The sequence below is a fragment of the Pleurocapsa sp. FMAR1 genome (assembly GCF_963665995.1).
Classification (GTDB): Bacteria; Cyanobacteriota; Cyanobacteriia; order Cyanobacteriales; family Xenococcaceae; genus Waterburya.
Window position 1 is genome coordinate 1,221,831 of sequence record NZ_OY762512.1, and the last position, 14,669, is coordinate 1,236,499.

Below are 14,669 nucleotides of genomic sequence, written 5' to 3' on the forward strand. Positions count from 1 at the left end.
AAAGTTTTAGTAAATACTAAGCTATCAAATATTTGATTTTATGAGCGACCTCCGCGCATGGTTCAACATCAAAATTCCCCAATTCCCTACTTTCCTATCTCCCAGTCTTTCAGGATTAACAGGTGCATAACATCAGTTAAATAACTCCTACCAGATTGTTAATTCTTCATTGGCTTTCAAAGGCACTTCATAGTTATGAGATAGGATGAAAAATTGTTCAATCATCAAACCAATTAGGATGAAAAAAGCTGTTTATCGTATTTTGGATGCTAATCTCGATCGCGCCAGAGAAGGATTAAGGATTATCGAAGAGTGGTGTCGCCTTGGTTTAAATAATCAACCATTAGCTGAAGAATGTAAGCAGATACGTCAAGAATTAGCCCAATGGCATAGTTGGGAATTACGTCAGGCGCGAGATACTCCTGGTGATGTGGGAACAGATTTATCTCATCCCCAAGAAGAAACGCGAGATAGTATTGAACAACTGCTACAGGCAAATTTATGTCGATCGCAAGAGGCTTTAAGAGTTTTAGAGGAATACAGTAAGCTTTATAACTCAGAAATGGCAGCAGCCTGTAAACAGATGCGCTATCGCGTTTACACAATTGAAAGCAGTTTATTCAACAATTATCGTCTTCAGCAGCTACACAACGCTCCTTTATATTTGGTGACTTCTCCTGAACCAGAAATTCTTAAAATAGTTGAAGCTGCTTTAAAAGGTGGTTTAACTTTAGTACAGTATCGAGATAAAGAAGGTCAAGATAGCGATCGCATTGCCAAAGCCAATCAATTGTGCCAGCTATGCCATCATTATAATGCTCTGTTTCTTGTTAACGATCGAGTAGACATCGCTCTAGCGGTAGATGCAGATGGAGTTCATTTGGGTCAACATGATGCACCTGTAGGTTTTGCTCGTGAGGTATTAGGATCACACAAAATTGTTGGTCGCTCTACTACCAATAAGCAAGAGTTAGACAAAGCGATCGCCGAACGAGCCGACTACGTTGGGGTAGGGCCTTTCTATGAAACTCCTACCAAGCCAGGTAAGCCAGCACTGGCTGTTGAATATATTAATTATGTCAATGCTAAATGTCCTGTACCTTGGTTTGCGATTGGTGGCATCGAGCAAAATAATTTAAATGCAGTTCTAACCACAGGCGCACAAAGGGTTGCAGTAGTTCGCGCTATCATGAAAGCAGAGCAACCAATGCAAGTTACTCGCCAGCTTATGTCTCAGTTAATTAGACGGTAATTACCCCATTTAAGGCTAGATTTATGTCAAATGTAACTAATACAATAAAAGTACAGGTCAACGGAGAACCTCATACTTGCGTAGCGTCAATCCCTTTATCTGAACTGCTAACCCAATTAGATCTAAATCCTCGTCTGCTCGCCGTAGAATACAACGGAGAAATTTTACATCGTCAGTATTGGCAACAGACGCAAATGCGTTCAGGCGATCGCTTAGAGATTGTTACCATCGTTGGCGGTGGGTAGATCGCTTTGCTTTTAAGTGAGAAGTAAGTTAGAGGCGAAGGGCTTTTCGCCCGTACAGAAGTAAAAATATTTTAGATAGATGATTAACAAACAAATGAAAATGATTTTTAAACGAGAATTTTGGTTCAAATCTATTGTTGCTTTAGGACTTGTCGGCGTTCTTGTGCTTGGCAATGCTAGCACGGCAATGGCAGCCCGTAGTGGTGGCAGAATTGGTGGTGGTTCATTCCGCGCACCTTCTCGCAGCTATTCTACTCCTCGTGGCGGTGGCTATGGTGGTGGCTATAGATCCCCTGGCTATGGTTACGGCGGTGGCGGATTTGGGTTTCCCTTCCTGCTTCCCTTTATTGGCTTTGGTGGTGGCGGACTGTTTTCAGTTCTGATCTTTTTTGCGATCGCCAGTTTCTTAGTCCGTAGCTTCCGCAGTGCTGGAATTGGTGAAGATGGTGGTTATACCAGCAGTTCTAAAGTATCTGTAGCGCAAGTACAGGTAGGCTTATTGGCTAATGCTCGTGAGTTGCAGCCTGAGTTAAACCGTTTGGCTTTGACTGCTGATACTAGTTCAGCCACAGGTAGAGCCACCGTAGTTCAAGAAGCAACCTTGGCTTTATTACGTCACCCTGAATATTGGGTATATGGTTCAACAGACTCGCAAAAAGCCAGTCTCGATGCTGCTGAAGCAAAATTCAATCAGCTAGCTTTGACTGAACGCAGTAAGTTTAGCGAAGAAACCCTAAGTAATATCAATAATGTCATTGATAATGAAGAGCAGAAAGCTTTGGGCGGTAACTCCAAAGAAGGGGCGATTCAGCTAAGAGAAGGAGACAATGGAGAATATATTGTCGCCACGGTAATTGTGGGCGCAACAGATAATTTAAACCTGCCTAAAATTAATAATCCTGATGATATGCGCCAAGCATTACAACAAATAGGCAGTATTGGCAGCGATCGCTTATTGGCAGTAGAGATTCTTTGGACACCCCAAGCAGACGGTGACACCTTATCCTCTGATGATATTTTGGCTTACTATCCTAACCTTAAATTAGTATAGATTAACCTTGACACAAAGCCCCTTCTATTGAGGGGGTTTTTCTTTTGGTCTACAAAGCTTGTCGCTAAAAACAATAAATTGAAAACGAAGCCTATAGACATCAAGCGCAATCTAGAAATATGGATAAATGGTTAAGAAAACTGGTACATTTGATTATAGTTACGTCTGGTTTGGCGTTAAAAAGCCTTTTAAATAAATTGAAAATTGTAAAGGAGATAAAATTATGGATTGGCGTATAGTAATAGTCGTTGCTCCCCTAGCGATCGCAGCTAGCTGGGCTTTATTTAACATCGGTAGTGCTGCTTTAGCTCAAATACAAAAATACTTCAACCAAGAAGAAGCATAAATTTAAAATCAATATTTAAATTATTTTGCCGACTAATTACATCTTCGTGTTAGTCGGTTTTTTTGTATCTAAGATTTGGCGTTATAGAGCCTATATCTGTAATATCTCTAACTATTCCATTAACAACTAATTTTTATTTATCTGACTCCAGTGGCGCATCAGGAAGCGAGGATGATAGCTATATTAAAATGCTGGTTGCCAACACTAAGTCAATTGTCAAGTCTTTAAGTAGAGATTATGAGGCTTTTTCAGCGAAAAAATAAATGTTCTATTAAAATTTTGCTACCAATAGCTATTAAAATTAAACCACCCATGATTTCAATTTTATTATTTAACTTGTTGCCAACCTCATGACCAATAAATACTCCCGCAAAAGACAATAAAAAAGTAATTACGCCAATTAAAGTAGCCACATAAATAATCGAAATTTTAAGTAAAGATAATCCCAGACCAGCAACTAAAGCATCAATACTAGTTGCGATCGCTAAACCTAAAAGAGTATTAAAATCTAAGGGGTTAAACTTTGGTTTATCAGTTTCACATTGCAGTGATTCGTAGATCATTTTGCCCCCAATTAAGCTCAAAAGTAGAAAAGCTATCCAGTGGTCAAAATTCGCAATCAGTTGACTAAAGTTTACTCCAAGTCGCCAACCTAGCAAAAACATCAGCCATTGAAAACCACCAAAAAACAAAGCAATTTTTAAAGCTTTATTAATTTTAATTCTTTGAATTAGCAAACCACTAGTCAGAGAAACCGCAAAAGCATCGGCAGCCAATCCTGATGCTAGAAAAATTATTCCCCAAATGTTCATTCATTTAAAATAAAAGTTTATCAGTAATTTTCTATTATTACTTATTTTAGTAATTTTACTTGCCGATAAATATCATTTTTAGCTCATTTTTTCATCATTTTACTTTCACATTTAGACTTAAAATTATGATGGAAAAGCTATTAATTATTACTTAATTTGAGATACGCTTTGAACATAATTAAGAATTGCGCTACTATAAAAGCAGTAGTAGGCTAATGAACCTTTGATTTACTGGTAATTTACTGATTTTGAGCGATACAGAGAGTTTTTAAACTTTTTGGCTGATGCAATGTATAAGAAAGGGATATAGCATCAAATCCGTTCTCTCTTGACGAAAAAGTAGGCTTTCTAGCTAGTTTTAGCTACTATATTTATATAGATTTATATAAATATAGTAGCTTCGGCTTGGATATGATATAAACTTGCTAGACTGATCAGTAATATTATTCAGTTTTTCTTTGACTTACTCACGATGTAGTTAAAGGAAGGCAATTTTTAGTTATTCGTTTCTAAGCTGATAATTTATTTGAGGTTGATAGCCAAACTGCACAAAGCAGAAAAGATTAGCTAGAGCTACGGGCTGATTTATTCGCTCAGTAATTACCAGAGGCTAAAGGCTCAAAACATAGAGGTTAAAGCTTAAGAGGTAGATAAATAACCTGTATTCAAGATAATTATGTCAATTATTCACGGCAGTTGGATTGTTAATTCGGGACAAGATTATTTCTTTGTCTGGGGGGAAGCTTGGCGATCTCTAGTCAATGAAAATTTCTCTTTAAATAAATCAGGAGATTTTATTCATCCGTTTGATTTATCTCGTCAAGAATTACTAGATCTATTTCAAAGCCATGAGTTGGACGTTGCCAAATTATTAGCTAAAAGTAACTGGCAAACTCAACTAATTGGAATGCCTACTGTTGTGACTGGTACAGGAGAAAGCAGAAAAATACAGCCAGTTTATGCCAAAGATATCGTCGAAGCTGAGTCAAGTTTAGACTTATATCTTTGGGAGGTAAAAGGATTTGGCTTAACTCCTACTGAAGCCGTTGATTTATTGCAGGTTTTATCTCTTAGTTCATTGCAGGCAACAACTAAATATTTAGCAGGGGATATTTGTTTCTGGTCCCATGTTTATCGTTGGGCATTGGACTTAATTGTCAGACAAAAGTTTTTACCAGGAATTGATGCCCAAGATGCTAAAAAAAATATTTATCGAGGTATCTGGCAACCATTAATCGAAAGCGAAGTCGATCGGGTGCGGTTAGCTAAGTTTACTCAAGCTATTCCTGAAGCCTGTTTAGCTTATTTAGATGCAGAGAAATCAGAAGTAGATACTACAGACGAAGATTTATTATTGCGATCGCTTTTTGTTATTTTAGATACGCGGTTACGTTCTTGGGTTGGTGACAACTATGGTAATGTCAGAGAAGATGGGATGCAGCCTTGGTTGCGATCTTTAGCCGAATCACCAGTATTAGAAGCTGAACCCAAAAGTATTAAACGCCTAATTAATGCTCTTTATAATTGGGCATTACCCATCAGTGAATATGTAGTTAGTCGCCATAATCAAAACATAGGTTCAAATCGCTATCGAGTTTGTTTTGTGCTGACTCCACCCCATGAAACTACCGAAGGAGAACAAAACGACTGGCATTTAAATTATTATCTCCAGGCATTAGACGATCCTGACTTTGTTGTTTCGGCAACAGCTATTTGGCAATGTGCGGGAGAGTTTCTAAATATTGGTGATCAGTCAAACCTAGCAGCGTTACGTATCATTGAAAACCCTCAAGAAACTCTTTTAAAAGGTTTAGGGTTGGCTACGCGCATTTACGATCCAATTAAAGCCAGCCTTGAAAAAGGTCAACCTGTCAATTGTTCTCTCGATCCCATCCAAGTTTACCAATTTATCAGAGCAATTTCTTGGCAGTTGCAGGATAATGGTCTGGGGGTAATTGTTCCGCCTGGCTTAAGTCCTGATAATAGTGAGCAAAGATTAGGCATCAAAATGACTGCCAGCGTTGCCAAAAGAAAAGGAGAACGCTTAAGTCTGCAAAGTATGCTCAAGTATAAGCTAGAAATTGCAGTAGGCGATCGCCATGTTTCTAAAGCAGATTTTAAAAAGTTATTGGCGCAAAAATCGCCAATAGTTGAGATAGATGGACAATGGATTGCCCTGCAACCTGCCGACGTAAAAGCCGCTCAAGCGGTATTAGATCAGTCTAATGAGCAGCTTGATTTATCAGTGGAAGACGCTTTGCGTTTATCTACTGGCGACACAAAAACCCTAGCTAAACTGCCTGTAGTTAAGTTTGAATCTACTGGAGTATTATCAGGTTTACTTGATAACTTGAGCGACAATAAAGCGGTTGAACCTGTTAATAACATCAAAGGTTTTGTTGGGGAATTGCGTCCCTATCAGGCAAAAGGTGTAGGTTGGTTATCTTTTCTAGAAACCTGGGGATTAGGTGCTTGTTTGGCAGACGATATGGGTTTAGGAAAGACGATCCAGCTAATAGCTTTCTTGTTAAACCTGAAACAAGAAAATGGTTTAGAAAAGCCGACTTTATTAGTTTGTCCTACTTCTGTGATCAATAACTGGGAGCGAGAAGTAAATAAATTTGCACCCAAATTAAAAACAATAATTCATCATGGAGATAAGCGATCGCAGGGCAAAACTTTTGTTAAACAAGTTCAAGATAAACAGTTAGTAATTACCAGCTATTCTTTAATCCCTAGAGATTTTAAAACTTTATCGACTATGGACTGGCAGGGAGTTGTTTTGGACGAAGCGCAAAACATTAAAAATCCCGCTGCTAAACAGTCTCAGGCAATCAGAGAAATTCCCGCAGGCTTTCGGATTGCCCTAACAGGAACACCTGTAGAAAACCGCTTGACAGAATTATGGTCAATTCTCGACTTTCTCAATCCTGGCTTTTTGGGTAATCGTAACTTCTTCCAAAAGAGGTTTGCTGTGCCGATTGAAAAATATGGCGATCGCGAGTCTTTAAATATTCTTAGATCTTTGACTCAGCCCTTTATTCTCCGCCGTTTAAAAACCGATCAAAACATTATTCAAGACTTACCAGAAAAGCAGGAAATGAACGTTTTCTGTGGGCTTTCAAGTGAACAGGCAGAACTATATCAACAGCTAGTTGATAACTCCTTATCAGAAATAGAAGATTCTGAAGGCATCAAACGCCGTGGTTTAATTTTAACTCTCTTATTGCGTCTCAAGCAGCTTTGCAACCATCCAGAATTACTCAATAAAGATAAGAGTAAAAAAGAGCAAATAAATACGGATAATTTTGGCGATCGCTCTGGTAAATTACTGCGTTTAGAAGAGATGTTAGATGAAATTGTTGACGAAGGCGATCGAGCCTTGATTTTTACTCAATTTTCTCAATGGGGTAAGATGCTTAAGCCTTATTTAGAAGAAAAATTAAAAGGCGAAGTTCTATTTTTGTATGGTTCAACTCGTCGTGAAGCCAGACAAGAAATGGTAGATCGTTTTCAAAACGAGCCTAATGGTCCTAAGATATTCATTTTATCCCTAAAAGCGGGAGGAACAGGACTTAACTTAACCAGAGCAAATCACGTCTTTCATGTCGATCGCTGGTGGAATCCTGCGGTTGAAAACCAAGCAACAGATCGAGCATTTCGGATTGGGCAAAAGCGCAATGTCCAGGTACACAAATTTGTCTGTACTGGTACTTTAGAAGAGCGTATCAGCGACATTATCGAAAGTAAAAAAGAACTAGCAGAACAAACCGTAAATGCAGGAGAACAATGGCTAACAGATTTAGATACCAGCAGCTTGCGTAACCTATTACTGTTAGATCGCGATGCAATTATTGATGAGTGAAAACATTGAACATAGTTGTTCTAAATAGAAAACATCTGAATGTTCAGTCTTATTACTCATTACTCGTTACTTTTAGCACAGATAAACATAGGTCAATTAATTAGTATGGCTATAGTTATTCAGTCGGCGTTTGATTTAGCTGCTGACGACCATTTTGCACAATATTGAGCATTCCTTGTAGCCGTTGTTCAATATCTTCTAAAGCAGAATCAGCATACTTGTCAGCACCTGTTTGAATTGCTAGACATTCGGCGATCGCATCTTTGCGCCACTGCTCTATCTGCTCTATTGTGGTCTTTTTTAGCTGCTCACACTCTTGTTCAGTTTTCAAACGCATTTTTGCTCCATCTAGCTCTGCTTGACGAACAATGGCTGAATTTTGCGTAATTTTGCTAGTTGTCTCTTCAGCCGATTTGATCATTAGGCAAGCATAACCCTCAGCTTCGCTAATAATCTCTTGTCGGCGAGTTATAATTTCAACCGCAATAGCTAATTCAATCGGTAAATTGACTCTAATTTGATTTAGCTGATCTAACAACAAATTTAGATTTAAAACAGTTAACTCTGTTAAAGGAATACGAGATCCACTGATAACTATTTCTTCTAAATCGTCTAATTCAGCTTCAATCTTAAAATTAGATGAGGAATTATCAGCTATATTTTCTTGTCCCTCCAACTCATTATGCTGAGTTAGATTATCTTGATAATAATTTGTCTGTACCATAATTTAAACTGCTTCTTTTAGTAACTTGTAACCTAAATAACTAATAATTGCCAGTAAAAATTAGATATTTATCAGCCAAAAATCACTTTTTAGTGTTTTTTAGCCAATTTACTACTGGTTTTGGTATTTTTGATACATATCTTGAGCAACATTCGTCGAAACTAAATGATCGATTGACCCTCCAAAATGAGCGATTTCCTTAACAATACTACTGCTTAAAAAACTATATTCTTTAGTGGTAGCTAGAAAAACTGTTTCGATTTCCTGATTTAAAGTTTTATTGGTATGTGCCATTTGTAACTCCTTTTCAAAGTCCGAGAGAACTCTCAAACCTCTCAACAATACTCCAGCCTGATGTATTTTTGCATATTCAACTGTCAAGCCAACAAAGCTATCAACCTTTATATTTTTAATATGTTGAGTGCATTTTTTAATCTGCTCCATTCTTTCATCTACGGTAAATAATGACTGTTTACTAGGATTAGAAAGAACTGCTACAATCACTCGCTCGAATAGTTTTGCGCCTCTTTCAATAATATCAATATGACCTAAAGTAACTGGATCAAAACTGCCTGGATAAATTGCAATCATAATTTGAAATTTTTCTCTGTTCCACAAAATTTAGACATTGACCGTTAGTTTTTCAGGCTTTGGTTCGGGTTCAGACTTAAAAATAAGCAATAAAGCTTTGATAAAGCTAGCAGCAGGCACTGCTAAAATCAAGCCCAAAAAGCCTCCTAACTGCGCTCCAACCAACAAAGAAAGTAAAATTAAGACAGGATTTAAGCCAGTAAACTCTCCCAAAAGACGAGGAGCAATTACGCTTTCAACTATTTGCTCAATTACAAAGGCTACTATCAGAACACGTAATCCTAGCCAAATACTTTTTAAAGCCATCAGTAAACTAACCAAACTAATGCTGAAGGCTGCGCCAAAAGGAAAAAGTGCCATAATCCCCACAATCAAACCAAACAAGAAACTAAAGGGAACTTGAATAATGAAAAATGCCACGGTAATGCTAATCCACATTACAGAAGCAACCGTTAACTGTCCGACAAAATAGTTATTAAAGGTTCGCTTCAGCGATTCACGAATCCTAACTCTTGATTCATCAGGAAAAACTTGGAATAAATCTTGCCAAAGTTCGCTGCCGTGCAGCAGCAGGTAAAAAGTTAAAACTACAGTTAATAATAAGTCTAATAAACTACCAACTACCGAAAAGAAGCTGCCCAAAATTTGTCCGCTTAACTGCTGTAGTTGGGAAGAAATGCGACCTAAATAATTGGTAACTAAGGTACTAATGCTAATCGGAAAATTGCGCTCATCAGCCCAGGTTTCAAATACCTGTGCTTGCTCACTACCCGATGCTACCCAGCTAGGTAAACGCTCTAATAGTCCATTTGTCTGATCGAGCAGGACAGGAATGACTGTAATTCCAATTACGGTCAATAGTAGTATACACGATAGTAAAACAACTAAAATAGCGATCGCTCTAGGAAGACGGCGTTGTTCTAACCAGCGAACAGGGTAATCTAAGATAAATGATAGTAAAGTTGCGGTGGCAAGGATGGTAACTAAAGATTGAAAATATTCAAACACCAATATTAGCAGCCAGCCATTTAAAACCAATAGGGGTAAAACTAACCCTCTAGTCAACCATTTCGGTAATTTAGTAATTGTATCGATCATATTGTCGGTATTTGACAGAGTCTAAGCCAATAATCTATCTTCAAAAAACATCATAATAGACCTACTGCCAAAGGTGGAAAAAACCTGGTTAAGCTTTACGATTTAGAATTGTTTGGCATTAGAAGCCTCGTCAGCCTTAAATTAGCCCACCATACTTTTAATGTTTAGCTAATAACTTAATGCTTAGTTATTAATAAACATCAAAATTAAATAATTTACACAGCAGAAGATTGCTCATTTTTAGTTTTAGATACTGTTTTAGAAAGGGTTAGCTTTGTGCCATCCCTATTCCAGTGTACGCAGTCAAAAACCTCGTGCAGAATTGAAAAGCCTCGACCATTTTCAGCTTCTTCTTTTGGTAATTGTGTAGCAATACTGTGGTAACTGTTAAGACATTCATGACCTTTAGCAAATCCGCTTCCTTCATCTGCAATTACCCACGAATATTCTTGGTTAGTAATTACAAACTTGACAATAATAGTTTTACTGGGATCGAGCTTATTACCATGTTTGGCTGCATTAACTAAGGCTTCTTGTAGTCCTAACCTTACTTCTGCTCGCCATTCTAAAGGTACGCTTGCTAATAGTAAATCGAGAACAGGGCAGAGATAAAGTGTTGAAGTGAAGCTCAACGTACTCCACTTGCTTCTATTCCAGGGAATAGGAATGGCAATCACTAATTTGTACCTCTAGGTTAAATTATCGGATTTTTGCTGTTAAAAACTTATGTTTGTAGCTTTACTAGCATTCAAACTTTAGAATTACGAAAGTTGCTCATGGTAGCTAACACAGTGCTTGAATGTATTAGTACTTGTGCATACTTTCTATAAAAATTATCTTTAACAATTTATTCCCTGAAATAATTCGCTTAGGTCAGTGTTTAGTTTAACAGCTAAAAGCATATTGTTCCTCTTAAGGTTTTTTGAGTAATCACTATATCCGCAGATACTATTGATTATACTAAATTTCGGAACAAAATTATAAATAGAACAACGCAAAACTGTATATGGCGAGACATTGAATCTAAATTATTTTATTTTATATATATTAAAAAAAATAAAGCGTTGCTGAATATGTAATGCTAAATCACATTTTTATTTACCTATTTGCAAATTAAAATTACTCAAAGGCTAAAAGCTAAAAGCTAATAGCTAATAGCTACAAACAGAAATACATTGTACGTCATTAATTAAATCAGCAACTCCAAAAATAAACTTATGTCCTGCTTAGAATTACATAACACTCAACATGAGTAGTTTGAGGAAAAAAGTCAGCAGGTTGAACATACACAGGTTGATAAATACCTGATTGAGACAACAACTTAATATCTCTAGCCAAGGTTGCAGGTTTACAGCTAATATAAACAATTCTAGATGGTTGTAAATTAAGTAATGCTTCAATCACCTGAAGATCGCATCCTTTTCGGGGAGGATCGAGAAAAAAAATATCTGGCTGTGGCTCAATTTGCTTAATGATGTTTTTGACTTTACCTGTGCAGAAAGTAACGTTGTCAATGTGGTTAAGTAGAGCATTGTTTTGAGCCTGTTGAATTGAAATAGGATTAACTTCTATGCCCTTAACCTGCCTTACTTTCTGTGCCAAGGGTAAGCTAAACGTACCAATGCCACAATAAGCATCGATAACAGTTTCATTCCCTGTCAGGTTCAACTGATCGATAATTGCCTGAAATAACAATTCGGCTGCATGAGTATTAACCTGAAAAAAAGTATCCGCAGCAATTTCTAGCTCTACTCCTGCAAAAATTTCTCGCAGATAAGATTTACCTGTCACAGTGATAGTTTTTTTGCCTAAAATAGCATTGGTGCGATCGCTATTAATATTTAAGCATACTCCCACGAGTCCAGGATATTTATCTAGCCAGATTTGCGCCTGTTCTTCTAAACCCAAGAGATTTTGCTCTGTTGTCACCAGAGTAAGTAACATTTCTCCTGTGTTGATACCAATTCTTAGAGAAAGATGTCGTAACTTCCCTCGATGGCTAGCTTCATTGTAGATTGACCAACCTCGTTCTTGAATATCTTGCTTAACTTCTCTAAGTAATGGATGCAAACGCTCATCCTGCACAGGACACTGATTTAGATTGACCAACTTATGACTACCCTGTCGATAATAGCCAGCTTGAACTTGTCCTGTAGTCGATCTAGCAAGAGGATAAGTAGACTTATTACGATAGTTGAGAACATTTGATGTATGCAGAATTGGCTGTACTTCAATATCAGACAAACCCCCAATACGTTGAAAAGCTTGAATTATTTGCTGACGTTTGGCTTCCCTTTGATAGACTGGATCGATATGTTGCCACTGACAACCACCACATTTGTCAGCTACTATACAATTGGGGCGTATACGGTGGGTCGAGGTTGCCAATAATTGCTCAACTCTTCCCCTAGCAAATTTAGCTTTAGATTGGATTATTTTAGCGCAAACGCGATCGCCCGTAACTGTATTCGGCACAAAAACAACTCTACCTTCATGCCTGCCTACTCCTTCACCACTAGTATTTAGGTCAGTTATTTCTAATTCAACTGTTTGACCCTGCTGCAATTTTTGATTCATTTATTAAGAATAAATTATTTAAGCCAAGATGTTTGATTCCCTTCAAGCTTGTTTAAAACAATTAATCTTAGTTGTTGTTTTCTCACTATTAATTATCCAGCCAAGTTGCGCAATTACAGCCACCGATATTCTTCTTTAACAAAGTTAGAGTAAAATAAGGCTTCAAACAAAAGCATCAATGGCTTTGATACTAAAATTATAAATAAAAGTTAAACAATATCTAATTACATCGTCAATAAATGCGATTTTGAGCAAGAAGGATATGATGATTAACTCCACCATATCCTCTCTTTGTCTTTGTCTGCTCTTTATCTATTAAAAACCAACGCCGTTAGCATCAATACCAACTAAGTGATCCAATTGACTTTCAGAAAGAGCATTGCCACCCAGGTTGTCATACTGCTGAATCAAAGCAGAAGCCAAAGGCGCATTGTAACTAGTACCCACTTCATTGGTGATCGCATCATCACGGCGGTCATTGTAAGAATAATCATCCGCATAACGAGGGCCACCCACGACTGCACCGTAAAGAATATGTTCGGCTGGCGCTGTTGGGTTGCCACCCTGGTTAGGAGAAGAACCTCTGTGGTGAATATGCTGAGGATAGTTCTTGCCAAATCCAACCACGTAGCTAAAGTTATTTGGATTATCACCCAGGATATAATCTATTTGATTATTAGCAAACTTGCTGTAGCGAGAATCCTCTTTTACCGTGTCGTTATAAAGCTGTGCTAAATATGCAGTAGCACTAGTTACAGGAATCGAACCCCATTCAGCACGATGAGCAAAACCACCCGCCGTATATTTAATATTGCTGTTGCCATTGACCCAGTTATTTAACCAACCTTCTACCTGACCTTTAAAGAAAGGATCTTTACTTTCTTGAGCCAAAATCACTCCCGCATCATAAGAATGCTCATCTGCTGCGGATGACCAGTCTCCTAAACCACCAACTTTAGTTTTAAAGTAGTTTTCCGCTTTATTTAAGTAAGACTGTTGTTTTGTAGCTTTGTATAACCAGGCAGCACCAGAAGCTAACTCATCTCCAAAGCCACCCCAGCTAGTATAGAAAGGATTAGCCGCAGCGACTGAATCTGAATATTTGCCCTGATAAGTTTCGGCAAACTTATATAGCTGCTTGGCATTGTTGAGTAATTTATCGGCATAGGCGTTATCTACTCCACGAAACAGCATCGAAGCTGATGCTAAAGCACTAGAAGTCAAGGCAGCTACATCAGTCCCAGGATGGGCTGGGTCAATCGCAAAAGCTCGGCGGGTAGTATGTTGTTCTACCGTCTCTGGCGCCCCCCAGTAACCATGATCGTTGGCAACACCGCCTTGTCCGACTTGAACCCAAAGTTTTGAAGTTTTACCACCACTAGTTTCATGTGCCTTGAGGAAATAATCTGTTCCCCACTTGACTGCTTCTAAGAGTTCGTCAAACTGTCCTGCCTGTTTGTAAGCATCCTTATACTCCACCCCACCCCAAGCCAGCATATTAATTGAGGCTGCCATGGGTTGACCAAATTTGACGTGATCGCCTGCATCGAAATAACCACCTTCTAAATCGCGACCAACGGTGCTACCGTCATGAACTGTAGCATCACCACGCCATTCAATACGGTTGTCTGCTCCTAAGTCTCCAGAGCGATTGGCTTCCCAGAAGAGGAAGTTTTTTTGTAGAGCTTCACCGTAAGCGAATTTACCTTTTTGTGCCACCGATTTACCTGTCTGACTGGTCATAGATGTATTGGGGGTTGTTGCTTTGGGAGTAGTAGATATTGGGTCAAGCAGATTGCTATCGAATTGAGGTGTTAAAGCTTTTTTGCCGTTGTCGTCAACGATGAAGATTGGAGCAATGGACTGTCCTTTGCTTAAACTTGCCTGATCGTTTTGACCGCTAATTGTGTATTTACCATTGCCATTGTTGACGAGATCGACACCATAAGCAGCAGATATGCTGTAGGGAAGTTTAAAATCTAGTTTCCAATCTTTAGCATTGGATTTTGCTTTTAAACCTAGCTCTAATTTGTAGCCACCGTTCCAATCTTCAGTTATCGAAGCATTGGTGTTGAAAATTGAGTTGGATATTTTGTTAGTAGCCATAA

12 protein-coding genes are annotated in these 14,669 nt (G+C 38.2%); 5 read left to right on the forward strand and 7 right to left on the reverse strand.

Features of this window, described 5'->3' with window-relative positions; genetic code table 11:
• Window positions 1-238: 238 nt before the first annotated feature.
• The 4 genes from SLP02_RS05975 (at window position 239) to SLP02_RS05990 (ending at window position 2,894) form a co-directional block, all read left to right on the forward strand.
• Window positions 239-1,252, forward strand: coding sequence for a thiamine phosphate synthase (locus tag SLP02_RS05975; RefSeq protein ID WP_319419739.1), 1,014 nt, complete (start codon window positions 239-241; stop codon window positions 1,250-1,252).
• A gap of 23 nt (window positions 1,253-1,275) precedes the next feature.
• Window positions 1,276-1,497 carry a sulfur carrier protein ThiS gene (gene thiS, locus SLP02_RS05980; RefSeq protein ID WP_319419740.1) on the forward strand — a complete coding sequence of 74 codons (222 nt, stop codon included), beginning with the start codon at window positions 1,276-1,278 and terminating at the stop codon, window positions 1,495-1,497.
• A 100-nt stretch (window positions 1,498-1,597) separates the two neighbouring features.
• Window positions 1,598-2,548, forward strand: a complete 951-nt coding sequence (locus SLP02_RS05985) for a DUF1517 domain-containing protein (RefSeq protein ID WP_413467336.1) — start codon at window positions 1,598-1,600, stop codon at window positions 2,546-2,548.
• Window positions 2,549-2,771: 223 nt separating this feature from the next.
• Complete coding sequence (locus tag SLP02_RS05990) at window positions 2,772-2,894, forward strand: photosystem II protein Y (protein ID WP_319419742.1); 123 nt, start codon at window positions 2,772-2,774, stop codon at window positions 2,892-2,894.
• Window positions 2,895-3,142: 248 nt separating this feature from the next.
• Here SLP02_RS05990 and SLP02_RS05995 read toward each other — a convergent pair whose 3' ends face one another.
• A complete protein-coding gene (locus tag SLP02_RS05995) occupies window positions 3,143-3,706 on the reverse strand; it encodes a manganese efflux pump MntP (RefSeq protein WP_319419743.1) in 564 nt (187 codons plus the stop codon).
• 676 nt (window positions 3,707-4,382) lie between these two features.
• Between SLP02_RS05995 and SLP02_RS06000 the strand changes: the two genes are divergently transcribed.
• A complete protein-coding gene (locus SLP02_RS06000) occupies window positions 4,383-7,571 on the forward strand; it encodes a DEAD/DEAH box helicase (RefSeq protein WP_319419744.1) in 3,189 nt (1,062 codons plus the stop codon).
• Window positions 7,572-7,686: 115 nt separating this feature from the next.
• Here SLP02_RS06000 and SLP02_RS06005 read toward each other — a convergent pair whose 3' ends face one another.
• The 6 genes from SLP02_RS06005 to SLP02_RS06030 all read right to left on the reverse strand — a co-directional run bounded on the left by SLP02_RS06005 (window position 7,687) and on the right by SLP02_RS06030 (window position 14,667).
• Window positions 7,687-8,295, reverse strand: a complete 609-nt coding sequence (locus tag SLP02_RS06005) for a hypothetical protein (RefSeq protein ID WP_319419745.1) — start codon at window positions 8,293-8,295, stop codon at window positions 7,687-7,689.
• Window positions 8,296-8,406: 111 nt separating this feature from the next.
• Window positions 8,407-8,886: a pantetheine-phosphate adenylyltransferase gene (coaD, locus tag SLP02_RS06010; protein WP_319419746.1), complete on the reverse strand. Its 480-nt coding sequence runs from the start codon at window positions 8,884-8,886 to the stop codon at window positions 8,407-8,409.
• 30 nt (window positions 8,887-8,916) lie between these two features.
• On the reverse strand, window positions 8,917-9,984 hold the full coding sequence (locus SLP02_RS06015; RefSeq protein ID WP_319419747.1) for an AI-2E family transporter: 1,068 nt from the start codon (window positions 9,982-9,984) through the stop codon (window positions 8,917-8,919).
• A 215-nt stretch (window positions 9,985-10,199) separates the two neighbouring features.
• Entirely contained in the window at window positions 10,200-10,661 is a 462-nt protein-coding gene (locus SLP02_RS06020) for an ATP-binding protein (protein WP_319419748.1), read from the reverse strand.
• 538 nt (window positions 10,662-11,199) lie between these two features.
• Entirely contained in the window at window positions 11,200-12,561 is a 1,362-nt protein-coding gene (gene rlmD / locus SLP02_RS06025) for a 23S rRNA (uracil(1939)-C(5))-methyltransferase RlmD (protein ID WP_319419749.1), read from the reverse strand.
• A 315-nt stretch (window positions 12,562-12,876) separates the two neighbouring features.
• A complete protein-coding gene (locus SLP02_RS06030) occupies window positions 12,877-14,667 on the reverse strand; it encodes a glycoside hydrolase family 9 protein (RefSeq protein ID WP_319419750.1) in 1,791 nt (596 codons plus the stop codon).
• Window positions 14,668-14,669 lie beyond the last annotated feature (2 nt).